Raw genomic sequence first — 24,298 nt, forward strand, 5'->3', positions numbered from 1 at the left:
TTGCAACCGCCCCCCGTCAATATGCCACCCTGCGATAAGCACTCAATCGCCCGACGTGAGGCTATCCTCAAGATTCCACTTTACCCGCAGGCGGGAAGGAGCATCCCCATGAGCGACAGGAATGCCTACGAGCAGAAGCTGCGTGCCAAGCTGGATGAGTTGCAGGCCGAGGTGGACAAGATGAGGGCTCGCGCCCAGGAGGCCGAGGCCGATGCGCGTATCGAGCGGGAGCAGGAAGCCGATCACCTCGATAAAAAACGTGAGGAGATGCGCCAGAAGCTCGACGAGCTGCGCAACTCCAGTGACGACGCCTGGGACGACATCAAGGCCGGCGCGGAACGCGCCTGGAGTTCCCTGAACGAATCCCTCGAACGGGCGCGTTCTCGCTTCAAGTAGTCCGGAGCCCCTTCCCCGGAGCGCCTCTTTCTCCGGAGCGCTCCCTGTGGCGCTCCCCTTTCACATCACTCGCCCAGGCCTCGACGACCAGGCCCGTGGGTGGTCGATAACGGATGTTCCATGGAAGAGATCGGCCTGAGATGGCTGCTGGGCCAGGGCGTCAGCCTGGTGGCCCTGGGCCTGTGCCTGGTGGCCTTTGCCAGCAAGCGCGACGACAAGCTGTTCGTGCTGCTGCTGTTCGCCAACGTCGCCTTCGCCGCGCAGTTCGCGCTCTTCGAGAGCTGGGTGGCGGCCGGCATCTCGGCGCTGATCGTGCTGCGCATCGCCCTGGTGCGCCGCTTCCCGCGTCACCGCGCGCTCATGATCGGGATGCTCCTGGCCACCCTGGCGGTGGCCCTGCTGACCTGGAGCGGCCCGCGGGACATCCCGGCGTTGGCAGCGGGGCTGCTGGGCACCTGGGGCATGTTCATGCTGCGCGGGATCGCCATGCGCGCCGCCCTGGCCGTGGCGGCGCTGTGCTGGGTCATCAGCAACCTGCTGGCCGGCTCGGTCGGCGGCACCCTCGCCGAGAGCCTGATCTTCCTGACCAACGTGATCACCATGCTGCGCCTGCGCCGCGATGCCCGCCTGCGCCATATCCACGGCTGAAGCGGAGCCATCGCCCTTGTAACGAATCGGCTGAACGGTGATGACGGAGAAATCGTCGAACCTGGCTTCCTGACACAGGTTGTCGAGATAATTGACCTTGATTTCCATGGGTTGATCTTGATTTCCATGGACAGTTAGCTCACCAACACCTCTAACTCCTGGTCATGCTCAGGAGACTGGCGGTGCGTCAGCTTAAACAGATTGACCTGCAGTGCAGCAGAGGCGATATCCATCACACTAGGCTCCAGTGCGTAGCTACCGCGAGCATCCAGCCACGTCAGGATGTCCGAGAGGTGCCAAAGCGAGGCGTTGCCTTCATGAACGGGGTCGGGGAAAGTATCTGGATTGGCCAGCATCAACTTACGTAGATTCTGACGGGACATGCCAACCATTTCCGCCACGTCGGTCAGCCCGACAAAATCGGGGGTTACCTCAATCAGCCGCACTGTCGGCAGAGCCTGCTTCACGTCCGCCAATGCACTGCACAACGCCTGCCATGCGTCATCGGCTTCACGGGTGAACTCAAGCGCCAAACGCCCCGGCTGGCCGATACCGATCAGTGCGTCATCGCAGCCGGCTTCTCCAAGTCGCTCGATCAACGCGTCAGTGTCGGTATCTTGCTCGGTAAGCCGGTATTTGAGTGTGAAGATATATTCCATGACGTGCTCCCTAAGCGTCTTCCTGATCACTGCCCTGCTTCTGGTGCGTCGTGCAGTTGTCAACCACTCGTCGAATAGCGCGAGCGTGTGCCGTCGGATTTCTCGGAGTGCTCCATACACTTGCGATACAGAACTCACCGCAACGACACTCGTTATCGTTGTAGGGGCAGTAAATTCGACCCCAGGCATGGCCGCTGGCGGTCTTGATTCGCCAACCATTTGATTCTGCGTGGCGAAGTGCTGCTTCGATCTCTTTATTGGGATGGGAAGCTCGTATCATCGTCTCGCCCGAGTATGGTTGCAAAAAATAGGGTTGTCAATTGACAACCCTATTGATAATTCAGCTATTCGTTCTCACTCCCACTCGATCGTCGCCGGAAGCTTGCTGCTCACGTCGTAGGTCACTCGCGACACGCCACCAAGGCCGTCGCCGACCACGCCCACGGACTTGACCGGCAACAAGACGGCGAAGGCCTGGCTGGTCCTGTGGTACCAATCGGCGCTGTGCGACTCTTCGATGAAGATGCCATCGACTTCTTTAAGCTGTTGAAGACGAAAAGAGCCAACTACACTGCAGCCGAATGGACAGGATATCATCGACAGGAGAAAACCCGGGCCGCCCTGGGCGGCGCGTCTTCGCCTGATCAGCAAAAGGAGCTTGCCGTGATCGCCACTGCCGAACGCACCTATCGAAGCGGGCTGCATCCGCTTCATGGGGTATTGCTTGCCGGAACCCTGCCCCTCTTCCTTGGCGCCGCGTTGAGCGACTATGCCTACTCATCGACTTATTACATACAGTGGACTCACTTCGCATCCTGGCTGATCGTCGGCGGTCTCGTGTTCAACGGCCTCGCGCTGCTATGTGCACTGATTGGCCTGTTTCGGGCCGATGGCCGTCGTCGGCTTTCCCTCGTTTACTTCTTTCTGCTATTGGCCACCTGGATACTCGGCTTCATCAATGCGCTGGTTCATACCCGGGATGCCTGGGGCGTGATGCCCACGGGTTTCGTGCTTTCGATCATCGTTGCCGTGCTGGCCTTTGCCTCGACCTGGCTCGGTTTCTCCCGTCTCGGCGCTGGAGGCAAGTCATGAAATTTTCCGGCATTCGCTACGGCGCTCCGCTTTCGATATCCCTGATTTCGATACTGCTGATCGCCGGGGCAACCAGCGCTGACGAAGTGGAACGACCCTACGGCGCCAACCCAACGCTGCCCGAGCCACAGCGCGGGCTGTTGCCCGGCATGACAGTGCCCGAGCCGGCGCCCTGGGGCGACCAGAAACCCACGGTGCCCGAGGGCTATTCGATCACGGCCATCGCCACCGATCTCAAGGTGCCGCGCCAGACACTGGTACTGCCCAACGGCGATATCCTGGTGGCCGAAGGTAAAGGCGGTGGCAAAGCCCCCAGACCGAGACCGAAGGATTTCATTGCCGGTATGATCATGGCCCAAGGGACCACCTCGGTCGCGAGTGGTGACCGGTTGACGCTGCTGCGCGACAGCGATGGTGATGGCACCTATGAAGAGCAGACGGTTTTCGCCGAAAACCTCAACGCGCCTTACGGACTTGCCCTGATCGATAATGATCTTTTCGTGGCCAACCAGGATGCGCTGGTGCGATTCGATTACGAGGAAGGCCAGACCCAGGCCAGCGGCCCGCCCGAGGTAGTGACGCTGCTACCTTCCGAGATCAATCACCACTGGACCAAGGCGCTCACCGCCAGCGCGGATGGGCAGTTCCTCTACGTCGGCATCGGCTCCAACAGCAACATCACCGAGCGCGGCATGGCGGCGGAGGTCGGCCGGGCAGAAATCTGGCAGATCGACGCCGAGACTGGCGCGCACAAGCCTTATGCGACCGGCCTGCGTAACCCCACGGCGCTGACCATTCAGCCGGACACGGATCAGCTCTGGGCGGTAGTCAACGAGCGCGACGAACTCGGGCCCAACCTGGTGCCCGACTACCTCACTTCGGTGCAGGAAGGCGGCTTCTACGGCTGGCCCTATAGTTATTGGGGGCAGAACGTCGATTCGCGCGTGCGCCCGCAGAACCCCGAAAAGGTGGAATCGGCGATTTCACCCGATTACAGCCTCGGCTCGCACCGGGCACCGCTCGGCGTCGACTTCTCCACGCCCGCCGTGGGCGATGAATTCGCGGAGGGGGTATTCATCGGCGAGCACGGCAGTTGGAACCGCGCGGACCCCGTCGGCTACAAGGTGGTCTTCGTACCATTCGAGAACGGCGAGCCCGCTGGTGACCCCATCGACTTAGTGACGGGCTTTCTGACCGAAGATAGCAAGACACGCGGTCGACCGGTCGGCGTGACCGTTGCCCCGGACGGCGCCGTGATTATTGCCGACGACCTTTCCAACATCGTCTGGCGGGTGATGCGGGAGGGAGCCAATGCGCCGCAAGAAGCACCCGCCACCGCTGATAATGAGTCCACCACGTCCGAGGGTGGAGCCGCCGCCGCTGAAGATAAACCCGCTGCAGCCGAGGATGAGCCTGCGACATCTTCTTAAACAAGACGTAAGTTTATGATGGCATAGTGCAATACCTCGAAGGGCTTCCCTCGGGGTATTGTGCGTTTGTGCGCATCCCATCTCGCCAGATATCGACCTCTCTACACCCCGAGCTCACCACTGACTTGAGGGTGCCCACCAGCCAGCATGTTCATGATCAGGCGTATCGTCGTTTCCTTATTGGCGGGGTCGGACTCCGCCACCAGAAGCGTCAGCGCCGCCAAACCGACATCGTTGATCACGGGTTCTTCAACTTACACATTGCTCCATGCTCAGTGTAGTTGGCTAAAGACTTCCGGATGTTGCTCAGCAATACGCAACAGCGCGACTGCTGGGCCTTGTGGCTCTCTACGCCCTTGCTCCCAATCTTGCAAGGTGCGAACGCTTACTCCCATGAGGCCGGCAAAGGCTGACTGAGACATTTTCAGTTTCAGCCGAATAACCTGCGGCGCTGAGGGCTCGGACAGTTCGTGAGTGCGCAGTGACAGATTGCCCTTTTTGAATTGCTTGATTTCATCAAGCCCAGCAAGGATTTCTGCACCGAGATTCCTATCACTCATTTTTGATGGCCTCCGCTATCTGCTTGAGCATATGCCCGGGAATCGAAGCACGCTCAGATTTACTGTACAACGTGAGCATCCATACTTCGTGGTCAGACTTTTTTCAATAGTAGATCGCTCTAATGCCACCACTCTTGCCCGATCCCGCTGGTGCCCAACGAACCTTGCGAACACCACCAGAGCCTTTGATGAGATCGCCGGCATCAGGCTTCTGCAAAAGGTATGTTTGAAGCCCACGGTATTCTTCGTCCGTGAGGTAGCTCGGCAACAACTTGGTGAACGTAGAGGTTTCGATGAATAACATTGCCAAAATGTACGGCAATGCCGTACAAATGTCAAGGCCAGATTAGTTAGCCGAGTTCTGTTCCCAAGCACAAAAAAGCACGCCGATTGGCGTGCTTTTCTCTTACCGCGAAACAAAAAGCTTACGAGCTAAGCGGAGTCACTCCCACTCAATCGTCGCCGGGGGCTTGCTGCTCACATCATACGTCACCCGGGATACACCGCTGATCTCGTTGATGATGCGGTTGGAGACCTTCTCCAACAGCTCGTAGGGCAGGTGCGCCCAGCGGGCGGTCATGAAGTCGATGGTTTCCACGGCGCGCAGGGCGATGACCCATTCGTAGCGGCGGCCGTCGCCGACCACGCCGACTGACTTGACCGGCAGGAACACGGCGAAGGCCTGGCTGGTCTTGTGGTACCAGTCCGCGTTGTGCAGTTCCTCGATGAAGATGGCGTCGGCTTCGCGCAGGATGTCGGCGTACTCCTTCTTCACCTCGCCGAGGATGCGCACCCCCAGGCCCGGCCCCGGGAAGGGGTGGCGGTAGACCATGTCGTAGGGCAGGCCGAGTTCGAGACCTAGCTTGCGCACTTCGTCCTTGAACAGCTCGCGCAGCGGTTCGACCAGCTTGAGCTTCATGGTCTCGGGCAGGCCGCCGACGTTGTGATGCGACTTGATGACATGCGCCTTGCCGGTCTTGGAGGCGGCGGATTCGATCACGTCCGGGTAGATGGTGCCCTGAGCGAGGAAGTCGACGCCTTCGATCTTCGCGGCCTCGGCGTCGAACACGTCGATGAAGGTGTTGCCGATGGCCTTGCGCTTGGCTTCCGGGTCGCTGACGCCTTCGAGCCGGGACAGGAACTGCTCCTCGGCATCGACGCGGATCACCTTCACGCCCATGTGATTGGCGAAGGTCTCCATCACCTGGTCGCCTTCGGCCTTGCGCAGCAGGCCGTTGTCGACGAATACGCAGGTGAGCTGGTCGCCGATGGCCTTGTGCAGCAGCGCCGCCACCACCGAGGAGTCGACGCCTCCGGATAGCCCCAGCAGCACATGCCGATCGCCGACCTGGTCGCGTACCCGGGCGCTCAGGTCCTCGACGATCCTTGCCGGGGTCCAGAGTCGCTCGGCCTGGCAGATGCCCAGCACGAAGTGCTCGAGGATGCGCTGGCCCTGCAGGGTGTGGGTCACTTCGGGGTGGAACTGCACACCAAAAAAGCGCTTATCCGGCCAGCTCATGGCAGCGATCGGGCAACTCGGCGTGGAGGCGGTGACGGTGAACTCGGCGGGTGCCTCGGCGACCTTGTCGCCATGGCTCATCCACACATCGAGCAGCGCCTTGCCGTCATGGTCGACATGATCCTTGATGTCCCTGAACAGGGCGTCCTCGCCCTCGATGCGAATCTGCGCGTAGCCGAACTCCCGCTTGTGGGAGCCCTCGACACGCCCGCCCAGCTGCTCGGCCATGGTCTGCATGCCGTAGCAGATGCCGAACACCGGCAGGCCCAGCTCGAACACGCACTGCGGCGCCCGGGGCGAATCCAGCTCGGTCACCGACTCCGGCCCCCCGGCGAGGATGATGCCGTTGGGGTTGTAGTCGCGGATCTCGGCCTCGGTGATATCGAAGGCGCGGATCTCCGAATAGACGCCGATCTCGCGCACGCGACGGGCGATCAGCTGGGTGTACTGGGAGCCGAAGTCGAGGATCAGGATCTTGTGGGCGTGAATGTCGGTCATCGGATGCTCTCTAAACAAGCAACGGCACTTTCCGCGCCGCTGAATAACAGGTATCTGCCAGCCGCCGGGATCGAGAATCTTTCGAGCAATGCTCAGGGGAGGCAAACAGCGGCGAAGCAGCGGAGTTTACATGCGGGTAAATGAGCATGCTGAGCCACTGTTTAACACTGCCTGAGCGAGCGCAGATGATTCTCAACCCACCCGGTAGTTGGGGGCTTCCTTCGTAATCTGCACGTCATGAACATGCGACTCGTTGAAGCCCGCGCCGGTGATCTTGACGAACTGCGGCTTGGTGCGCATCTCGTCGATGCTGCGGCAGCCGGTATAGCCCATCGAGGCGCGCAGGCCGCCCATCAGCTGGTGGACGATGGCGCTCATCATGCCCTTGTAGGGCACCCGGCCCTCGATGCCTTCCGGCACCAGCTTCTCGGCGCCGGCGCTCTTGTCCTGGAAGTAGCGATCCGCGCTGCCCTGGCTCTGGGACATGGCGCCCATGGAGCCCATGCCGCGGTAGGCCTTGTAGGTGCGCCCCTGGTAGAGTTCGACCTCGCCCGGCGCTTCCTCGGTGCCGGCCAGCAGGCCGCCGATCATCACGCAGCTGGCGCCGGCGGCGATGGCCTTGGCCAGATCCCCGGAGAAACGCACGCCGCCATCGGCAATCAGCGGAATGTCGAACGGCTCCAGGGCCGCCGCGACATTGGAGACCGCGGTGATCTGCGGCACGCCGACACCGGCGACGATGCGGGTGGTGCAGATCGAACCGGGGCCGATGCCCACCTTGACCGCATCGACACCGGCCTCGGCCAGGGCCTTCGCCGCATCCGCCGTGGCGATGTTGCCGCCGATGACCTGAATCTGCGGGAAATGCTCCTTGACCCAGGCCACCCGCTCGATCACGCCCCGGGAGTGGCCATGGGCGGTATCGACGACGACCACGTCCACGCCCGCCTCGGCCAGGGCGGCGATGCGCTCCGACGTCTCGGCACCGGTGCCTACCGCGGCACCGACCAGCAGGCGGCCGTCGGCGTCCTTGGCGGCAAACGGGTAGGTGCGTGCCTTCTCGATGTCGCGGAAGGTCACCAGGCCGCGCAGGCGGAAGTCCTTGTCGACCACCAGCATCTTCTCGATGCGATGCTCGTGCAGCTTGGCCTTGATCTGTTCCAGCGGCGTGCCCTCGAGCACGGTGACCAGCTTCTCGCGGGGCGTCATGATCGCCTCGACGCTGTCGCTGTAATCCGGCTGGAAGCGCATGTCGCGCCCCGTGACGATGCCCACCAGGGTCTCGCCCTCGACCACCGGAAAGCCCGAGAAGCCGTATTCACTCGCCATGGCCAGCAGATCCTGCAGCTTGGCCTGAGGCGCCACGGTCACCGGGTCCTTGACGATCACGCTCTCGTGCTTCTTGACCTTGCGCACCTCCGCCGCCTGGCTGGTGATGGTCATGTTCTTGTGGATGATACCGATGCCGCCTTCCTGGGCCATGGCGATGGCCAGGCGCGCTTCGGTGACGGTATCCATGGCGGAGGAGACGAGCGGGATGTTGAGGCTGAGATTGCGGGTCAGGCGGGACTTGAGGCTGACGTCCTTGGGCAGGACATCCGAGTAGCCGGGGACGAGTAATACGTCGTCGAACGTAAGAGCTTCTTGCGCCATACGTAGCATGTCGGTTACACCCAATGAGCAGGTTGTGAAGAGAGGGGGGCGTGAAATGGATAGCCGAGTATTATAAACCTCCATTCCCGACGTCTCAATGCACGTTCGAAGAGCGTCGTGATAAGCTGCGGCGAACCTGGCTGGAGCCCTCTTCATGGCTGATCCCACAACCCTTTCCGTCAGCGATCTCAATCGCCAGGCCAGACTGATGCTCGAACGCGGCTTCGGCGACTGCTGGGTGGAAGGCGAAATCTCGGGGCTGGCCAGGCCGGCCTCGGGGCACTGCTATTTCACCCTGAAGGACGACCGGGCCCAGGTGCGCTGCGCGCTGTTCCGCACCCGGGCCCGCTTCGCCGCGCCCTTCGCCAATGGTGATCACGTGCGACTGCGCGGTCGGGTGTCGATCTTCGAGCCCAGAGGCGACTATCAGCTGATCGTCGAGGCGGTGCAGCCCGCCGGTCAGGGCGCCCTGCTGGCGGCCTTCGAGCGTCTGAAGCACCAGTTGTCCGCCGAAGGCGTGTTCGCCAATGCCCGCCCCCTGCCCTACCCGCCGCGCCACCTGGCGCTGATCACCTCGGCCACCGGCGCGGCGGTGCGCGATGTGCTCGCGGTGCTGGCGGCGCGCTGGCCGCTATTGCAGGTGACGCTGCTGCCGGTGCCGGTGCAGGGGCGCGAGGCGGTGCCGGCGCTCATCCGCGCGATTGCCGTCGCCAACCGTTCCGAGCACTTCGATGCCCTGCTGATCACCCGCGGCGGCGGGAGTCTCGAGGATCTGTGGGCCTTCAACGACGAACACCTGGCCCGGGCGATCTTTCATTCGCGATTGCCGGTGATGTCCGCGGTAGGTCACGAGGTGGATGTGACCCTGGCGGATTTCGCCGCCGATGTGCGCGCACCCACCCCCTCCGCCGCCGCGGAACAGCTGGTGCCGGATCGCCGCGAGCTGCAACGCCGCCTGAACGCCGGAATGCAGCAGCTGATCCGCGCTCAAGGCTTGCGCCTCGACCAGGAAGCCCAGCGGCTCGACCATCTGCGCGCCCGGTTGCGTCATCCCGGCGAGCGTCTGGCTCGGCAACGCCAGCACCTCGATCAGCTCGAGGCACGCCTGAAGCGGGCCATGCAGCAGCGCCTGATCGATGCCCGTCAGCACCATCGCCTGATAGATCGGAGCCTTTCGCGTTTCGACCCCGCCCAGCAGGTCATCGAGGCCCAACGTCGCCTGGCCCGGGCACGGGAGCGCCTGCACGTGGCATTGCCCCGACGCTTGCAGGAGGAGCGCCGGCGACTCGCGGCCCTGATGCGTGAGTTGAACGCCGTCAGCCCGTTGGCGGTTCTGGAGCGAGGCTACGCGATTGTCGAGAACGCGCAAGGCCAGGTGATCAAGCGCGCCGAGGACACCCGCCCGGGCGAGCGGCTCAGCGCACGGCTGGCCGAAGGCAGGCTCACGCTGGAAGTGAAGAGGCGCTATCGACGCTAATCGACCTCTTCCGCGGTCGCGCCCGGCTTGAACACGCTGGGCTCCAGGTCATGGCGGCCCAGCAGTTTGTAGAAATCGGTGCGATTGCGTCCGGCGATGCGCGCCGCCTGGGTCACGTTGCCCTCGGTGATCTTGAGCACCTTGATCAGGTAGCTGCGCTCGAAGCTGGCCCGGGCATCGTTGAAGGACGGCAGCGCGTTCTCCTCGGCCATCAGCGCCTGGGAGACCAGCGCCTCGGGGATGATCGGCGAGCTGGTCAGGGCCACGCACTGCTCGACCACGTTGACCAGCTGGCGCACATTGCCCGGCCAGGCGCTGGAGGCAAGCAGGTTCAAGGCTTCCGAGGAGAAGCCCTTGACGAAGGGCTTGTGTCGCGCGGCTGCCTGGGTCACCAGGTGCTTGGCCAGCAGCGGCACGTCCTCGGCACGGTCCTTGAGCGGCGGCAGGCGCAGGTTGACCACGTTCAGGCGGTAGTAAAGATCCTCGCGAAAGTCGCCCTCACCCATGGCACGGTCGAGATCCCGATGGGTCGCCGAGATGATGCGCACGTCGACGGGGATCGAGGTCGTCGAGCCCAAGGGGCGCACCTGGCGGTCCTGCAGCACGCGCAGCAGCTTGACCTGGAGCGGCAATGGCATGTCGCCGATCTCGTCCAGGAACAGCGTGCCCCCGTCGGCAGCCTGGAAAAGGCCTTCGTGCTGACTGACCGCGCCGGTGAAGGCGCCCTTGGCGTGGCCGAAGAGCTCGCTTTCCAGCAGTTGCTCGGGCAAGGCCCCGCAGTTGATGGCGATGAAGGGCTTGTCGGCCCGGGAGCTGGCCTGATGAATGGCCTTGGCCAGCAACTCCTTGCCGCTGCCGCTGGGGCCGGTCAGCAGCACGCTGACATCGGAGCCGGCCACCATGCGTGCCTGCTCGAGCACCCGCTCCATGTGCGGACTGCGGGTAATGATGGCGGCACGCCAGGCGCTGTCGCCATCGCCGGAAGTGCCCGCGGTCTGGCTCAGGGCATCCTCGATGGCGGCGAACAGCTCGTCGCGATCCACGGGCTTGGTCAGGAAGCTGAATACCCCCTGGCGCGTGGCACTGACCGCATCGGGGATCGAGCCATGGGCGGTGAGAATGATGACCGGCAAGCCCGGCGCGAGTTTCTGTACCTGATGAAACAGCGCCATGCCATCCATTTCGTCCATGCGCAGGTCGGACAGCACCAGGTCCGGGCGCGCCTGATTCAGGCTGTCCAGTGCCTGGCGGCCGCTCTCTGCCGTCGTGACCCGATAGCCACGGCTCTCCAGGCGCATTCCCAGCAACTTGAGCAGGCTGGCGTCGTCATCCACCAATAGAATGTGGGCGGCATGCTTCACTGTTCGACTCCTTGAGAGCGCAACGACAAGCCCTGTACCCGCCGGTGGAACACGTCGACATCAGGGCGTCTGGTTGCGCGAATTGATACTTTCTTCGATCGCCGTCAAGGCATCGAGTTTCTCGGCAAGCTCGTCGCGCTCACTGATCACCTGTCGGCGCGAGGCTTCGCTGCTGTAGAGATCCCGCATCAGTTTCCGGCGTGCTTCCAGCCCGTTCAGCCACTGGCGCAACAGCGGCTGCAGATCGCTGGGCGCGGCGGCCAGGTCGGCCTTGAACAGTTCGGCGGCCTCTTCCCACTGGTTCTGGCTCGACCAGGAATAGACCACCGCGCGAGCCAGTCGCTCGTTCTTGGTATCGCCTTCCACCTGTTCGAGGATATGCTCGCGCCACTCCCTGTCGGCGCGCTGGGCGGCCAGCCCAAAGTCGACCCAGGCGCTCAGCATGCAGTCGCTGGCGGTCAGGCTGGGCACATCGGACAGGCACTGATCGGCTTCCGGGGGCGAGTCGGCCCCGGTCATCTCGGGCACGATGTTGCAACCCGCCAATAGCGTCGTCGCCAACAGCCCGGCCATGAATGACATTCTTTTCATACCTGTCGATTCCTTGCGTCTGAATCAAGCTTCAACATCGAGTGCTGAGCTTGTTTATCGTTATCGAGGATGCCGTCGCCATTCCAGGGCAGCGTCAGGCGAAAACACACCGCCAGTTCATCGTCGTCGACCAGGGCCAGCTGACCCTGCTGGGCACGGGCGCAGTCCGCGGCCACGGACAACCCGATGCCCGACCCCTTGATCGGTCCCTTGCGGCGGGCGCGCCCCTGGTAGAAGGCCTCGAAGAGCCGTTCCCGGTCGGCGCTGTCGATCGGCTCACCGCTATTGGCAACCTCGATGATCAGGGTGGGGCCGTGATGACGCGCTCGCACCTCGAGCCTGCCTGCGTCCTCTCCGTAGGCGATGGCATTGGAAATCAGATTGTCGAGCACCCTGGCCGTGCGGTCGCGATCCGCCATCCACTCGATGGGCTGCCGGGAAATGCTGACCTGCATGCCCTTCTTGTCCAGAGCCAGCTGGTGCTTGTTCAATACCTCCTGAATCAATGCGGCCACATTGAAACATTCGCTGTCGGCGGTCTGATTGTGCTGCAACAGGTTGTAGTCCAATAGCTGCTCGATCAGTCGCTGCAATTCCAGGCCACTGGTATCAATCAATTCGACGATCTCGAGCTGGCGCGGGGTCAGCTGCCCGACGATGCCATCGGAGAGCAGTCCCGTGCCTTCCCGGATGCTGGCCAGCGGGGTCTTGAGCTCGTGGGACATGTGACGCAGGAACTGCTGCTTCTGCGCCTCGAGTTCGTTCAGGCGCACCGACAGCCAGTCCAGTCGTTCGCCCAGATTGACGAGTTCCGCTGGTCCTTGGATCAAATACGACGCCGCAGGTTCCCTGCCGCTGCCGAGGGTAAGGATGCGGCGCTCGATCTGGCGAATCGGACGAATGATCAACCAGGTGAACAGCAGCATCAGGGCGAGACTCGCCGAGACCAGGGCCGCCGTCTGCAGCCACAGTCGGTGCTGCACTTCTTCGGCCTGGGCGCTGATGCCCTCGATGCGGTTGTCGATGTAGCGGTTGGTCGCCTCGCGCACCGCGCTGGTGTGCTCCCCGAAGCTGACGAAGGCATCCAGGTTCTCGCTGATTTCCTCGGCCGTCATGGTCGGCAACGCTTCCAGGGTCTGGATCTGTTCGGTGAGGGCCGCAATATCGGGGTTATCGGGCAACAAGCGATCCTGGGCCTCGAGCAGGGCGGTGTACTCCTCGAGCTTGGAGGCATAGATCTCCATCAGACCGGGTTGCTCGACGACGGCGTACTGCCGCGCGCTGCGCTCCATTTCCAGCGCCAGGTTGGACAACGCCCGGGCACGCCGAGTCTGTTCGACGGCCTGACGAGCGCTGATGTCCGCGAGGTAGGAGAGTTCGGAAAGCGCCTGACCCGCCTGGAACATCAATACGGCAATGGGGAGCATCACCACGAGAAAGGCCAGCAGCACCAGCTGAAGTAGAGATCGGGGACGCCAGCGGCGTGAGACCTGTGAGGTCATGGCAACCGTTCTATGCAGAAAAAGGATCGAAATCATGAGTATTGCTTGCATAGCATAACAGAGTTGCCGCCCGGCAAAATCGCGCGGGCTTGCTCGACGCAAAAAAAGAGGGCCGGCATTTGCCGGCCCAAGGTACGCAGGGAACTGAAGGGTCAAGTGAGTGCTCACCAAATGCCTACCTGACTAGACACCCGCCGAGTACTCGGGGTCGGCCCCTGAGGGGCCCGAAGCCATGCAATCGCGTCAACGTCAGACAGGGACTCGCGACTCCATGTCCGGCGGCGAACCGCCGTGCTTCGTTCCTGGGATGCGTTGCCTGGGCAGCGCATCGAAATTGGTCCCCCTTGCGGGGGAGTGGCATCCATGCCGGGCATCCTTGCCCACTAGGTACCCTTCCATGCCGTTCGGCGGTACCTTCTCATCGCAACCTAAGTCACACATCGCGTGGAGCAAACGCTACTGGCAACCATGGCGGTTCAAGCACAACGTCATGAACCTGGAGCGACCAGACTGGAAATGGTTCGAGCCGTTTGAGCCATTTCCTTTGCTCATCCCATATATTGCGACAGGCGTGCCAATATCTAGCTTATTCCTTAAAAAACAATACCTTGAAAACAAAAAGGATAGGCCAATTATCACTCGACCAAGATCGGGGAACAGAAGGGGCCCAAAAGGCCGCCGGTTTCGTCTCCAAACGGCAACGGTCATTCATCCTTACTCGACGATCCTAATAAAAACAAAAACTTGAGGAGTATCTGACTGGCGACATGGAGACAGAACCGGGCCGCACCCCTCAGCTCAGTGGCTTGAGCAGGATCTTCGACTTGCGGGCATGGTTGTAGGCGTCCCGGCGGAGCGCAGGCAAGGCATCGATGCGCACGGGCCCGAAGCCATGCTCGATGAACCAGTGGGCGGTGTGGGTGGTCAGGGCGAACAGTGCCTTGATATCGCGACGCCGGGCACGCCGTTCCACCTCGGCCAGAAGCAGTTCCGCCCTCGCGTTGCCACGATAGTCGTCGTGAATGGCCACGCAGGCGAGCTCCCCCATGCCGGCGTCGGGGAAGAGATGCAGGGCGGCACAGCCGATGATCATGCCGTCGCGATCGATGACCAGATAGTCGTCGATCTCCTGTTCGAGCCGCTCCCGTGGGCGCTCGACCAGCATTCCATGCTCCTCGAGGGGGCGCAGCAGTTCGAGCAGGCCGGCGATGTCTCCCAGTTCGGCGGGGCGCAGCTGTTCGTAGCGATGCTGGGTGATCATCGTGCCCACCCCGTCCCGGGTGAACAGCTCGCCCAGCAGGGCGTCATGGTCGTGCCAGGACAGCAGATGGGTACGCCCGACCCCGTGGCGGGCCGCCTCGCAGGCCGCGCTCAAGTGCCGCGCCAGTTCGCTGCCCGGGATGGCGGCACGGCGCAGCGGTTCCGCCTCGATGGGCGTCAACTGCCTCTGCAGCCGTCCACTGTCGTCGTACAGGCCATCCGCTTCACCGAGCAGGATGAGCTTGTCGGCCTTGAGTGCAGTGGCCGCGTGCCGCGCCACTTCGGAAGCCTCCAGATCGAAGACCTCGCCGGTACTCGAGAAGCCCAGCGGTGGCAGCACCACCAGGGCGCCGCGATCCAGCAGGGACTCGATGGAACCGACCCGCACCCGGCGCACCTCCCCACTGTGATCGAAATCGATGCCGCGACGCACCCCCAGCGGCTTGGCCATGACGAGGTTGCCGGACACCGCGGTCAGCTCGACGCCATGCAAGGGGGTATTGGGCAAGCCGAGGGAGAGCCGGGCTTCCAGCCATAGGCGCTGTTCCGCGGCGATGCGCTCCACGCAGCGCATGATCGCCTGATCGGCGACCCAGCGCCCGTCGTGGCGCTGAGGGTCGATACCCGCCTCGCCGAGCGCCCGGCTGACCTGGGGCCGAATGCCGTAGACCAGGACCAGGCGCACCCCGAGGGTATGCAGCAGGGCGAGATCCTGGATCAGCTGTTCGCCGCGCCCATCGGCCATGGCCTCGCCCTCGATCAGGATGACGAAGGTGCGACCCCGGTGGGTGTTGATGTAGGGCGACGAATTGCGGAACCAGTCGACGAAGGGAAAGCGCGTATTCAAGGCCTGCACCCCGGTAGCAGGAAACTGAGTCAAGGAGGACTATATCAGAGCCGGCAAAAAGCGGGGCACCGCTTCAGGCCCCGCTTCTGCAACGTCTTCTTCCGCTGGGTCAGCTGCCGAACATCCCCTTGAACATGAAGAAGAACAGGATTGACAGCAGCGCGCCGGCCGGCAGGGTGATCAGCCAGGAGAGGATGATGGTGCCGAGCACGCGCAGGTTGAGCGCCGCCATGCCCCGGGCCAGCCCCACCCCGAGTACCGCGCCGACCAGGGTGTGGGTGGTGGAGACAGGCAGGCCGGTCCCCGAGGCCAGCACCACCGTGGTCGCTGCCGCCAGGGTGGCGGCGAAGCCGCGACTCGGTGTCAGTTCGGTGATCCCGGTGCCCACGGTGGCGATCACGCGATGGCCATAGGTCACGAGACCCACGACGATACCGCCGCCCCCCAGCACCAGCACCCACCAGGGGAGGGCCGCCGCGCCACCGACCTGCCCCTGGGAGTTCACCACGCTGATCACCGCTGCCAACGGCCCGACGGCATTGGCGACATCGTTGGAGCCATGGGCAAAGGCCATGGCGCAGGCGGTGAACATCATCAGCACGCCGAAGATGCGTTCGACGCTGGTGAACTGGAAGTCGCCGTTCTTGTTGCCCTTTTCCCGATTGACGCGCCCTTCGAGCTTGATGCCCAGGGCCATGACCACCAGCCCGATGCCGATGGCGATCATCAGGCTTTCGCCGAACCCCAGTTCCAGGCCCACGTGGGAGAGCCCCTTGACGAGGGTCACCATGGCGACGATGAAGCCGACCAGGAAGATGTAGACCGGCACATAGCGCTTGGCCGCCGAGAAGGGATCGTTGCTTTCGAAGATCAGCATCTGGACCGACTTGAACAGCACGAAACCGACGGTGCCGGCCAGCACGGGAGAGACCACCCAGCTGGCAGCGATCTGGCTGACCTTGGTCCAGGCGACGGAATCGACACCCAACCCGGCCACGGAGAAGCCGACGATGGCCCCGACGATGGAGTGGGTCGTCGACACCGGCCACCCCCGGGCCGAGGCGATCAGCAGCCACAGTCCCGCCGCCAGCAGGGCGGCCAGCATGCCGTAGACCAGCAGCTGCGGGTCGTCGCTCAGCAGTTGCGGATTGATGATGCCCTTGCGGATGGTCTGGGTCACCTGCCCCCCGGCCAGCCAGGCGCCGAGGAACTCGAAGACCACGGCGATCATGATCGCCTGCTTGATGGTGATGGCCTTGGAGCCGACCGATGTCCCCATGGCGTTGGCCACATCGTTGGCGCCGACCCCCCAGGCCATGAAGAAACCGAAGACGCAGGCAAGAATGATGAATACGTCACCGTATTGCGCAATGATTGACATAGGCAGCAGTTCTTTATGGATGGCGTGCGTTTATCGAACCCTGTCGCGCCTTCGACACGGCGATGGATTCAGCGGGCAGTGAGAATCTGAAGACGGCTACCGACGCGCTCGGCGCGATCCGCCAGGTCGCCGATCCAGTCGATGATCTTGTAGAGGAACATCACGTCCACCGGGGGCAGCTCCTCCTCGAGATCGAAGAGCTGACGGCGAATGGCGATTTCCTGGGCATCCGCCTGGTGCTCCAGGTCGTGGAGGTCGCGAATCAGGTTCTCCATGAGCTCCGCCACATTGCGTCCGAAGCCGGATTCGAGAAGCACCTCGAGCTCTTCCAGCGCCTTGCGCGCCTGGGCCACGGCGGCGATCGCGATGCCCAGGTAGTCGCGCATCGGCGTGGCCAATGGCTCGGGAATGTGCATGGAGCGGCCCATCATGATGCCGGTGATGTCCCGGGCCCGATTGGCGATCTTGTCCTGGACGCTGATCAGCTCCAGCAGATCCGAGCGGGAGACCGGCAGAAACAGGGTGTTGGGCAGGTTGAGACGCAACTGGGTCTTCAGCTCGTCGGCCTCGTTCTCGAGAATGGTCACCTTCTCGCGATAGCGAGCGGCTTCTTCCCAGTCGTCCGCCAGGGTGGCATCGAAGAAAGGCAGCAACTGGTCGGCACACTCGCTGGTCTTGACGATGTGGGCCAGGAGCGGCTGAAAGGGCGAGCGCCCGAACAGAGCCGAAAAGGGATTGGACGTCACCATAATAGAAGACTGTCATGTGTTGAGAATGGCGTCGATAGTATAGTGACTGGGCCATCCAACGTCATGAAAAATTCACCGAAACGTCATCGACGGGAAACGCTGCATGTCAGAGACCCTGCCCGAGGAAGTCGAACTCAAGCTTGCGCTGGGAAGTCACGGCGCCGCGCAGCTGCTCCGGCACCCGGCCCTCGATGCCCTGCCGCAACGCCGCGAAAGGCTGACCAACACCTACTACGACACGCCCGATGGGGCCCTGGAAGCCGCCCGGGTCGCCCTGCGCATTCGCCGCACGACGGAACACACGCTGCAGACGCTGAAGACCGCCGGCAGCGGCTCCGGCGGGCTCTCCACTCGCGGCGAGTGGGAGTGGGAGATCGACGGCGACGGCCTGGACCGGGAGAGCCTGAGGGACCTGCCCCCGATGCAGGCGCTGGACGACACCCTCCTGGAGACGCTCGCTCCCCGCTTCACCACGGATTTCGAACGCTTGCGCTGGTTGGTCGAGCATCCGGATGCCACCATCGAGGTCGCCCTGGACCGGGGCGAGATCCGAGCCGGCGAGCATTGCGTGGCCATCGAGGAACTGGAGCTGGAACTCAAGGCCGGCGACCCCGAAACATTATGGCGACTCGCCCGGGAGCTTGCCGAGCAGGTGCCGCTGCGCCCGGCCAACGTCAGCAAGGCGGCCCGCGGTGCGGCCCTGGACCGGGGCCACTGGCAGCTTCCCGCGTTGCCGGAAGACGCCCGGGCACGAGCCGACCATGCCACGTACCTGCTCGACGCCTTCACCGACACCCGGCGACCGGGCCACCTGCAGAAGGCCGCCGACACCTATCGCCGTCTGGCCGACGATCACCTTCTCGACGCCGCCGTTCGCCACCACGCCCATGCCCTGGCCGCGGCACTGGCGCACCCAGCGTGGCTGACCGCTGCCTTCGGCCAGCATAGCCTCGCCCTGTATCAGGCGCTGTAACCCCATAAGGAGTCCCCCCTTGTCATCCTCGCTTCGTCCCGGCGGCATCGGCCTGCGTACCTGGCTGTTCCAGCTGATCTTCGAATCGGACACCCGGCTCGCCAAGAGCTTCGATATTGCCCTGATCAGCCTGATCCTGGTCAGCGTCACGGTCGTCATGCTCGACAGCGTGGCCCTCCTGCGCGCCCGCCATGGGGAATTGTTCTACGTGATGGAGTGGGGCTTCACCCTGATATTCACCCTCGAGCTGGCACTGCGGCTCTACTGCCTCGACCGACCGCTGCGCTATCTGAAAAGCTTCTACGGGATCATCGATTTGCTGTCGATCCTGCCCACCTGGCTGAGCCTGCTGATCCCCGGCGCGCAGTCGCTATTGGTGGTGCGGATACTGCGCGTGCTGCGCGTCTTTCGCGTGCTGCGTCTCATGGAGTTTCTGGGCGAAGGCAAGATCCTGCTGCAATCGCTGCGCCGAAGCTCGCGAAAGATCCTGCTATTCCTGTTCACGGTGCTGATGCTGGTGGTCATCTTCGGCTCGCTGATCTATCTGATCGAGCCGCCGGAGGCCGGCTTCACGAGCATTCCAAAGGCCGTCTACTGGGCCATCGTGACCCTGACCACCGTGGGGTATGGCGACATCACTCCGCTGACGCCGCTGGGCCAGTTCCTGTCATCCATGGTCATGATCATGGGCTACGCGATCCTGGCCGTGCCCACCGGGGTGTTTTCCGCCGAGATGATGCGCTCGATTCGCGAGGAGCGCTATTCCGACGAGGCCTGCCCCGGCTGCGGTCACGAAGGGCACGAGCGCGACGCCCGCTACTGCAGGCGCTGCGGCACCTGGCTCGACGAAGAAACTCCCGACCCACATGGAGAAAAGCGCGGCGACGAGCAAACCGCTACCCAATAGCCACTGACGACTAAAAAGCCGCATTCGATGCGGCTTTCGGGGGCTGGCGGTGATGCACTCAACCGCGAAACGGCGAGGTATCGCCACGCCCTTCTCGCAGGATCACCGGCGGGATGTCCCGCAGGTCGATCACGCTGGTCGGCTCCAGGGAGCAGGCGCCACCGTCGACGACCAGGTCCAGGTGGGCGCCGAAGCGCTCGCGAATCTCCTCGGCGTCGGTCATCGGCAGCTCCTCGCCCACCGGAATCAGCGTCACGCTCATCAGTGGGCCGCCCAGGGCGTCCAGCAGGTCGTGGGTGATGCGATGATCCGGCACGCGCACGCCGATGGAGCGGCGCTTGGGATGCAGCAGCAGGCGTGGCACCTCGTTGGTGGCATCGAGAATGAAGGTGTAGGGCCCGGGAGTATTGTTCTTGAGCAAGCGGAAGGCCGCGTTGTCGACCTTGGCATAGGTACCGATCTCGGACAGGTCCGAGCAGACCAGGGTGAAGTTGTGCTTGTCGTCCAACGAGCGCAGCCACTTGATCCTCTCGATGGCCTTCTTGTCGCCCAGATGGCATCCCAGGGCATATCCCGAATCGGTAGGGTAAGCGATCACACCGCCCTGGCGAATGATGGATACCGCCTGGTCGATCAGGCGCTTCTGAGGATTCTCGGGATGGATCTGGAAAAACTGGGTCATGTCGTCTCCTGGCATCGTGCGTTGCGGCTTCTTCTTGTTGCTAGGCTTTATCCGAAAAGTGCCTGCGCTCGCCCATACGGCGTTAAAAATCGACTCAAAGTACTCATTTACACCGCGTAAACTCCGTCTTTGGGCTCGCGACATCCATGTCGCTTGCTCTTCGAGCAGCCATGCTGCCCAAATCGGCTATCCTGCCGATTTGTCGTCGATTTTTGCCTTGTGACCCACATGGATGTGGGAAATGCGTTAGCCCGCAGGAGCGGGCTTAGCGCTGGCCGTCGCTCGTCGACTTTTCAGACATAACCTAGTTGTTTAGCTTATCTCGTTATGCGATTTCAGCCAGCAAAGGCGGCAAGAGCGGGATGACACCAGACCGGGGATGGCGCGCCGCGCGGCGCCGGGCTCATGCTGCCCGGCGCCAGGTGACCGCCGGGGAAATGGAAATCGCTGCCCAGGGAACCATGCAGCCCGCGTTCCTGGAGCTGGCGCGCCAGGTCGCGGGTCATGTCCGGGTTCTGGAAACCGCTGATCAGCTCGGCCGACTCCCCTCCCGCCGTGGCGAAGGCATCGAGCAGCAGGCCGCGCTTGCGCCGGGTCAGCCCGTAGCGCAAGGGATGCGCCAGTACGGCCACGCCACCGCTCTCGTGAATCCAGCCGAGGGCGGTGCTCAAGTAAGGCCAGTGCGCCTTGACGTCACCACGCTTGCCGGCGCCGAGATGCTTCTTGAAGGCCGTCGCCATGTCCGGCACCAGCTTCGCCTCCACCAGGGCGCGAGCGAAATCCGGCCGCCCCAGTGGGCGCTCGCTATCTGCCTGGGCCCGGGCGCGAGACAGCGCGTCATCGAGCCCGATCTGTTCGAGGCGTCGCGCGATCTCCTCGCCGCGAGCAATGCGTGCCCTGGCCTGGGCGGCCAGGGCCTCCCGCATGGCGGTGCTGGCCCCTTCGGGCAACAGCGCCACCACATGAAGCGTCATGCCCTGCCACTGGACGGAGAGCTCCGTGGCCGGCAGCAGCCGAACACCCAGTCGCTGCGCCTCGACACTCGCCTCGGCGAGACCCGCCACGGTATCGTGATCGGTCAGCGCCATGTGGGTCACGCCCCGCGCGTGGCAAAGAGCCACCAGGGCCCTGGGTGACAGGGCGCCATCCGAGGCAGTGGAGTGCATGTGCAGATCGAGACCGGCAGCCGACTCGAGCGTATCGGGAAGTGGCATCATCGCATGACGCCGCTCGGCGTCTTTGTCAGAATAGGAGCGCCATGGTGCGCGCCCCGCCGACGCGGGTCAATGGCGTCCCGATCACCACAGGATCCTTTCATGAAGCTGCTGCTGGACTTTCTTCCCATCGCGATCTTCTTCGCGGCCTATCACCTGAGTGGCGACATCGTGCTGGCGACGCTGGTGCTGATCCCCGCCACCCTGGCCCAGGTCGGTGTCATCTGGTGGCGCCATCGCCGGCTCGAGAAGATGCACCTGGTTACCCTTGGGCTGTTGGTCGTGCTGGGCGGTGCCACGGTGCTGTTTCGCGATGCGGCCTTCATCCAGTGGAAACCCACGGTGGTCAATGCCCTGTTCGCCCTGGCCTTTCTGCTCTCGCCGCTGTTCGGCGGCAAGACCCTGGCCCAGCGCATGATGGGCCAGGTCATCGGCCTGCCGGCGGCCATCTGGACACGCCTGAACCTCGCCTGGGCCGGCTTCTTCCTGGTCCTGGCGATGCTCAACGTCTACGTGTTCAAGACCTTCAGCGAGGCTACCTGGGTCAATTTCAAGCTCTTCGGCATGCTCGGCCTGACCCTGGCCTTCGTGCTCGCCCAGGGCGTCTACCTGAGCCGCCACATGCTGGCCCGGCCCGACGCTTGCGACAATTGATTTCACACGCCTCGACGTTCTTTCACATGAGGAAAAACGCGCCATGCTCTATGCCATCATCAGCGAAGACGTGAACGACAGCCTGGACAAGCGCATGAGTGCTCGTCCGGACCATCTGGCTCGCCTCGAACAGCTGCGCGACGAGGGCCGCCTGGTGATTGCCGGTCCGCATCCCGCCATCGACACCGAGTCCCCGGGGGATGCCGGCTTCACCGGCAGCCTGGTGATCGCCGAATTCGAGGACCTGGAGGCCGCCCAGGCCTGGGCAGACACCGACCCCTACGTGAGCGCCGGCGTCTATGCCGACGTGACGGTCAAGCCGTTCAAGAAGGTCCTTCCCTGAGGATTCGTGCCAAGTATTGAGTTCAGGCAACTTTGCCCTACGGCAATTCTGCCATCATGAGGTGTGCCTCCCGGCGGTACACGACAGGAGCACCGCCAGCCTTCGAGACAAGGGGTGGACCGTGATGACCAATGCTCAGTGCAGTACGACACACGCGAAGCACGACCACTACACGACCCGGGCCATCGATCGCGCCTTCAAGGCAGGGCTTGCCCAGGCGACCCTGGGCATCACCCCGGCGGGGGTCGCCACGAGCCTTTTCGAATGGCTTTCCCACCTCGCCCTCTCGCCGGGCAAGCAACTGGAACTGATTGCCGAGGCCCAGCGCAGTGCCATCCGCCTGGCCCAGCATGCCGGCCAGGTGAACCCGGCGCTCGATGCCCGCCCGTGCATCGCACCGCTCGCCCAGGACAGGCGCTTCGAGAATGACGCCTGGTCGCGCTGGCCCTACAGCCTGATCTATCAATCGTTCCTGCTGCAGGAGCAGTGGTGGCAGAAGGCGACCAGCGACATCGACGGCCTTTCCCCCGACACCGAGGAGGTCGTCTCCTTCATCGGCCGCCAGGTACTGGACCGCTGGTCGCCCTCCAACTTCCCGTGGCTCAACCCCGAGGTCACCCAGGCAACCCTCGACCAGGGCGGCATGAACTACCTCAACGGCTGGCGCAACTTCATCGATGACTGGGAGCGGCGCATGACCGGACAGCCGCCCGCCGGCAGCGAGGCCTTCGAGGTCGGCGCGAACCTGGCGGTGACGCCGGGCAAGGTCGTCTACCGCAACCACCTGATCGAGTTGATCCAGTACGCCCCCGCGACAAAGGAGGTCTACGCGGAGCCTATCCTGATCGCGCCGGCCTGGATCATGAAGTACTACATACTCGACCTGTCACCGGAAAATTCCCTGGTGCGCTACCTGGTCGCCCAGGGGCATACGGTCTTCATGATCTCCTGGCGCAACCCGGGCCCCGAGGATCGCGACCTGGACATGGACGACTACCGCACGCTCGGCATCATGGCGGCTCTGGATGCGGTGACCGACATCGTGCCCGACAGGCTGGTACATGCCGTGGGCTATTGCCTGGGCGGCACGCTGTTGTCGATTGCCGCCGCCGCCATGGCCCGGGACGGCGACGATCGCCTGGCCTCGCTCACGCTGCTTGCGGCCCAGGTCGATTTCACCGAGGCCGGCGAGTTGACGCTGTTCATCAGCGAGAGCGAGGTCGCCTACCTCGAGAGCATGATGTGGGATCGCGGCTACCTGACCGGCGACCAGATGGCCGGCGCCTTCCAGTTGCTGCGTTCCAACGACCTGATCTGGTCGCGCATGGTCCGCGACTACTTGCTCGGGCAGCGCCAGCCGATGAACGACCTGATGGCCTGGAACGCCGACCTGACCCGTATGCCCCATGCCATGCACTCGCAATACCTGCGCCGCCTCTTCCTCGATAACGAACTGGCCACGGGACGCTTCTTCGTCGGTGAGCGGCCGATCGCCATCACCGACATCCGCGCGCCCATCTTCGCCGTGGCCACCCGTCGCGACCATGTCGCACCCTGGCGTTCGGTCTACAAGATCCATCTGCTCACCGATGCCGACGAGGTGACCTTCCTGCTCACCAGCGGCGGGCACAACGCAGGCATCGTCAGCGAACCGGGACACCCGCGGCGACGCTATCAACTGCATACCCATTACGAGAAGCAGAGCTACATCGACCCCGACACCTGGCGCCAGACGACTCCGGAGCAAGAAGGGTCCTGGTGGCCGGCCTGGCAGGCCTGGCTCGCGGAGCGTTCCTCCCCGAAGGTCGAACCACCGGCGATGGGCAGCGAGACACATCCGCCGCTGATGGAGGCGCCGGGCAGCTACGTGCTGCAGCCCTGATCTCGTCACAGGCAGGGGAG

Annotated in this window: 23 protein-coding genes and 1 pseudogene; 10 read left to right on the top strand and 14 right to left on the bottom strand. The window is 63.4% G+C overall.

The features are described 5' to 3' along the window. The first annotated feature begins 108 nt into the window (after nucleotides 1–108). Nucleotides 109–396: a sll1863 family stress response protein gene (locus BUA41_RS03790; RefSeq protein WP_072819865.1), complete on the top strand. Its 288-nt coding sequence runs from the start codon at nucleotides 109–111 to the stop codon at nucleotides 394–396. Between the two features lie 120 nt (nucleotides 397–516). Then, a complete protein-coding gene (locus BUA41_RS03795) occupies nucleotides 517–1,044 on the top strand; it encodes a YgjV family protein (RefSeq protein WP_072819867.1) in 528 nt (175 codons plus the stop codon). 134 nt (nucleotides 1,045–1,178) lie between these two features. Here the strand turns inward: BUA41_RS03795 and BUA41_RS03800 are convergent, their stop codons facing one another. Together BUA41_RS03800 and BUA41_RS18865 are read right to left on the bottom strand one after the other, a co-directional pair. Then, on the bottom strand, nucleotides 1,179–1,703 hold the full coding sequence (locus BUA41_RS03800; RefSeq protein ID WP_072819869.1) for a helix-turn-helix transcriptional regulator: 525 nt from the start codon (nucleotides 1,701–1,703) through the stop codon (nucleotides 1,179–1,181). A 354-nt stretch (nucleotides 1,704–2,057) separates the two neighbouring features. Next, a pseudogene (locus BUA41_RS18865) lies at nucleotides 2,058–2,246 on the bottom strand (GMP synthase (glutamine-hydrolyzing)); the annotation flags it as partial. A gap of 120 nt (nucleotides 2,247–2,366) precedes the next feature. On the opposite strand from BUA41_RS18865, the gene BUA41_RS03815 reads away from it, so the two are divergent. Together BUA41_RS03815 and BUA41_RS03820 are read left to right on the top strand one after the other, a co-directional pair. Beyond that, entirely contained in the window at nucleotides 2,367–2,795 is a 429-nt protein-coding gene (locus tag BUA41_RS03815) for a DUF2231 domain-containing protein (protein ID WP_072819874.1), read from the top strand. Beyond that, nucleotides 2,792–4,225, top strand: coding sequence for a PQQ-dependent sugar dehydrogenase (locus BUA41_RS03820; RefSeq protein ID WP_072819876.1), 1,434 nt, complete (start codon nucleotides 2,792–2,794; stop codon nucleotides 4,223–4,225). The genes BUA41_RS03815 and BUA41_RS03820 overlap by 4 nt, the downstream gene beginning before the upstream one ends. Nucleotides 4,226–4,326: 101 nt before the next feature. Here the strand turns inward: BUA41_RS03820 and BUA41_RS19170 are convergent, their stop codons facing one another. From BUA41_RS19170 to guaB, 4 genes are all read right to left on the bottom strand, one after another. Continuing rightward, nucleotides 4,327–4,467: a hypothetical protein gene (locus BUA41_RS19170; RefSeq protein ID WP_175546925.1), complete on the bottom strand. Its 141-nt coding sequence runs from the start codon at nucleotides 4,465–4,467 to the stop codon at nucleotides 4,327–4,329. A 30-nt stretch (nucleotides 4,468–4,497) separates the two neighbouring features. Beyond that, entirely contained in the window at nucleotides 4,498–4,785 is a 288-nt protein-coding gene (locus tag BUA41_RS03825) for a helix-turn-helix domain-containing protein (RefSeq protein WP_072819878.1), read from the bottom strand. A 442-nt stretch (nucleotides 4,786–5,227) separates the two neighbouring features. Continuing rightward, complete coding sequence (guaA, locus tag BUA41_RS03835; RefSeq protein ID WP_072819880.1) at nucleotides 5,228–6,802, bottom strand: glutamine-hydrolyzing GMP synthase; 1,575 nt, start codon at nucleotides 6,800–6,802, stop codon at nucleotides 5,228–5,230. Nucleotides 6,803–6,994: 192 nt separating this feature from the next. Continuing rightward, nucleotides 6,995–8,464 (bottom strand): IMP dehydrogenase, encoded by a 1,470-nt coding sequence (guaB, locus tag BUA41_RS03840; RefSeq protein ID WP_072819882.1) that lies wholly within the window; start codon nucleotides 8,462–8,464, stop codon nucleotides 6,995–6,997. A 145-nt stretch (nucleotides 8,465–8,609) separates the two neighbouring features. Here guaB and xseA point away from each other — a divergent pair, with 145 nt between their 5' ends. After that, the gene (gene xseA / locus BUA41_RS03845) at nucleotides 8,610–9,932 is read left to right on the top strand and encodes an exodeoxyribonuclease VII large subunit (protein ID WP_072819883.1); all 1,323 of its coding nucleotides are present in this window, start codon (nucleotides 8,610–8,612) and stop codon (nucleotides 9,930–9,932) included. On the opposite strand, the gene glrR is transcribed toward xseA, so the two are convergent. The 6 genes from glrR to BUA41_RS03875 all read right to left on the bottom strand — a co-directional run bounded on the left by glrR (nucleotide 9,929) and on the right by BUA41_RS03875 (nucleotide 17,623). Continuing rightward, nucleotides 9,929–11,293: a two-component system response regulator GlrR gene (gene glrR / locus BUA41_RS03850; protein WP_072819884.1), complete on the bottom strand. Its 1,365-nt coding sequence runs from the start codon at nucleotides 11,291–11,293 to the stop codon at nucleotides 9,929–9,931. The genes xseA and glrR overlap by 4 nt on opposite strands. Before the next feature lie 60 nt (nucleotides 11,294–11,353). Continuing rightward, nucleotides 11,354–11,884: a hypothetical protein gene (locus BUA41_RS03855; protein ID WP_072819885.1), complete on the bottom strand. Its 531-nt coding sequence runs from the start codon at nucleotides 11,882–11,884 to the stop codon at nucleotides 11,354–11,356. Beyond that, nucleotides 11,881–13,386: a sensor histidine kinase gene (locus BUA41_RS03860; RefSeq protein ID WP_072819886.1), complete on the bottom strand. Its 1,506-nt coding sequence runs from the start codon at nucleotides 13,384–13,386 to the stop codon at nucleotides 11,881–11,883. Before BUA41_RS03860 ends, BUA41_RS03855 begins: the two co-directional genes overlap by 4 nt. A gap of 793 nt (nucleotides 13,387–14,179) precedes the next feature. Next, nucleotides 14,180–15,493, bottom strand: a complete 1,314-nt coding sequence (gene argA / locus BUA41_RS03865) for an amino-acid N-acetyltransferase (protein WP_072820169.1) — start codon at nucleotides 15,491–15,493, stop codon at nucleotides 14,180–14,182. A gap of 109 nt (nucleotides 15,494–15,602) precedes the next feature. Then, entirely contained in the window at nucleotides 15,603–16,874 is a 1,272-nt protein-coding gene (locus BUA41_RS03870; RefSeq protein WP_072819887.1) for an inorganic phosphate transporter, read from the bottom strand. A gap of 68 nt (nucleotides 16,875–16,942) precedes the next feature. After that, a complete protein-coding gene (locus BUA41_RS03875; RefSeq protein ID WP_072819888.1) occupies nucleotides 16,943–17,623 on the bottom strand; it encodes a TIGR00153 family protein in 681 nt (226 codons plus the stop codon). Between the two features lie 103 nt (nucleotides 17,624–17,726). On the opposite strand from BUA41_RS03875, the gene BUA41_RS03880 reads away from it, so the two are divergent. Next, nucleotides 17,727–18,596 carry a CYTH domain-containing protein gene (locus BUA41_RS03880; protein ID WP_072819889.1) on the top strand — a complete coding sequence of 290 codons (870 nt, stop codon included), beginning with the start codon at nucleotides 17,727–17,729 and terminating at the stop codon, nucleotides 18,594–18,596. A 19-nt stretch (nucleotides 18,597–18,615) separates the two neighbouring features. Then, the gene (locus BUA41_RS03885; RefSeq protein ID WP_072819890.1) at nucleotides 18,616–19,503 is read left to right on the top strand and encodes an ion transporter; all 888 of its coding nucleotides are present in this window, start codon (nucleotides 18,616–18,618) and stop codon (nucleotides 19,501–19,503) included. Nucleotides 19,504–19,561: 58 nt separating this feature from the next. On the opposite strand, the gene BUA41_RS03890 is transcribed toward BUA41_RS03885, so the two are convergent. Both BUA41_RS03890 and BUA41_RS03895 read right to left on the bottom strand, forming a co-directional pair. Continuing rightward, nucleotides 19,562–20,185: an L-threonylcarbamoyladenylate synthase gene (locus BUA41_RS03890; RefSeq protein ID WP_072819891.1), complete on the bottom strand. Its 624-nt coding sequence runs from the start codon at nucleotides 20,183–20,185 to the stop codon at nucleotides 19,562–19,564. 335 nt (nucleotides 20,186–20,520) lie between these two features. After that, the gene (locus tag BUA41_RS03895) at nucleotides 20,521–21,402 is read right to left on the bottom strand and encodes a PHP domain-containing protein (protein WP_072819893.1); all 882 of its coding nucleotides are present in this window, start codon (nucleotides 21,400–21,402) and stop codon (nucleotides 20,521–20,523) included. 99 nt (nucleotides 21,403–21,501) lie between these two features. On the opposite strand from BUA41_RS03895, the gene BUA41_RS03900 reads away from it, so the two are divergent. From BUA41_RS03900 to BUA41_RS03910, 3 genes are all read left to right on the top strand, one after another. Continuing rightward, entirely contained in the window at nucleotides 21,502–22,053 is a 552-nt protein-coding gene (locus BUA41_RS03900; protein WP_072819895.1) for a septation protein A, read from the top strand. A 43-nt stretch (nucleotides 22,054–22,096) separates the two neighbouring features. Further along, complete coding sequence (locus BUA41_RS03905; protein ID WP_072819897.1) at nucleotides 22,097–22,396, top strand: YciI family protein; 300 nt, start codon at nucleotides 22,097–22,099, stop codon at nucleotides 22,394–22,396. Between the two features lie 124 nt (nucleotides 22,397–22,520). Next, entirely contained in the window at nucleotides 22,521–24,278 is a 1,758-nt protein-coding gene (locus BUA41_RS03910; protein WP_072819899.1) for a PHA/PHB synthase family protein, read from the top strand. Nucleotides 24,279–24,298: the final 20 nt, after the last annotated feature.

It is taken from the genome of Modicisalibacter ilicicola DSM 19980, assembly GCF_900128925.1.
In the GTDB taxonomy this organism is placed as follows: Bacteria; Pseudomonadota; Gammaproteobacteria; order Pseudomonadales; family Halomonadaceae; genus Modicisalibacter; species Modicisalibacter ilicicola.

What these genes read in the sequence shown, in the direction of transcription:
- BUA41_RS03875 (WP_072819888.1), bottom strand. Translation starts at nt 17,623, where the DNA reads ATGGTGACGTCCAATCCCTTTTCGGCTCTGTTCGGGCGCTCGCCCTTT.
- BUA41_RS03895 (WP_072819893.1), bottom strand. Translation starts at nt 21,402, where the DNA reads ATGATGCCACTTCCCGATACGCTCGAGTCGGCTGCCGGTCTCGATCTG.
- BUA41_RS03910 (WP_072819899.1), top strand. Translation starts at nt 22,521, where the DNA reads ATGACCAATGCTCAGTGCAGTACGACACACGCGAAGCACGACCACTAC.
- BUA41_RS03800 (WP_072819869.1), bottom strand. Translation starts at nt 1,703, where the DNA reads ATGGAATATATCTTCACACTCAAATACCGGCTTACCGAGCAAGATACC.
- guaA (WP_072819880.1), bottom strand. Translation starts at nt 6,802, where the DNA reads ATGACCGACATTCACGCCCACAAGATCCTGATCCTCGACTTCGGCTCC.
- BUA41_RS03825 (WP_072819878.1), bottom strand. Translation starts at nt 4,785, where the DNA reads ATGAGTGATAGGAATCTCGGTGCAGAAATCCTTGCTGGGCTTGATGAA.
- BUA41_RS03860 (WP_072819886.1), bottom strand. Translation starts at nt 13,386, where the DNA reads ATGACCTCACAGGTCTCACGCCGCTGGCGTCCCCGATCTCTACTTCAG.
- BUA41_RS03900 (WP_072819895.1), top strand. Translation starts at nt 21,502, where the DNA reads ATGAAGCTGCTGCTGGACTTTCTTCCCATCGCGATCTTCTTCGCGGCC.
- BUA41_RS03795 (WP_072819867.1), top strand. Translation starts at nt 517, where the DNA reads ATGGAAGAGATCGGCCTGAGATGGCTGCTGGGCCAGGGCGTCAGCCTG.
- BUA41_RS03880 (WP_072819889.1), top strand. Translation starts at nt 17,727, where the DNA reads ATGTCAGAGACCCTGCCCGAGGAAGTCGAACTCAAGCTTGCGCTGGGA.
- BUA41_RS03905 (WP_072819897.1), top strand. Translation starts at nt 22,097, where the DNA reads ATGCTCTATGCCATCATCAGCGAAGACGTGAACGACAGCCTGGACAAG.
- BUA41_RS03870 (WP_072819887.1), bottom strand. Translation starts at nt 16,874, where the DNA reads ATGTCAATCATTGCGCAATACGGTGACGTATTCATCATTCTTGCCTGC.
- BUA41_RS03855 (WP_072819885.1), bottom strand. Translation starts at nt 11,884, where the DNA reads ATGAAAAGAATGTCATTCATGGCCGGGCTGTTGGCGACGACGCTATTG.
- xseA (WP_072819883.1), top strand. Translation starts at nt 8,610, where the DNA reads ATGGCTGATCCCACAACCCTTTCCGTCAGCGATCTCAATCGCCAGGCC.
- BUA41_RS03890 (WP_072819891.1), bottom strand. Translation starts at nt 20,185, where the DNA reads ATGACCCAGTTTTTCCAGATCCATCCCGAGAATCCTCAGAAGCGCCTG.
- BUA41_RS03790 (WP_072819865.1), top strand. Translation starts at nt 109, where the DNA reads ATGAGCGACAGGAATGCCTACGAGCAGAAGCTGCGTGCCAAGCTGGAT.
- guaB (WP_072819882.1), bottom strand. Translation starts at nt 8,464, where the DNA reads ATGCTACGTATGGCGCAAGAAGCTCTTACGTTCGACGACGTATTACTC.
- BUA41_RS03820 (WP_072819876.1), top strand. Translation starts at nt 2,792, where the DNA reads ATGAAATTTTCCGGCATTCGCTACGGCGCTCCGCTTTCGATATCCCTG.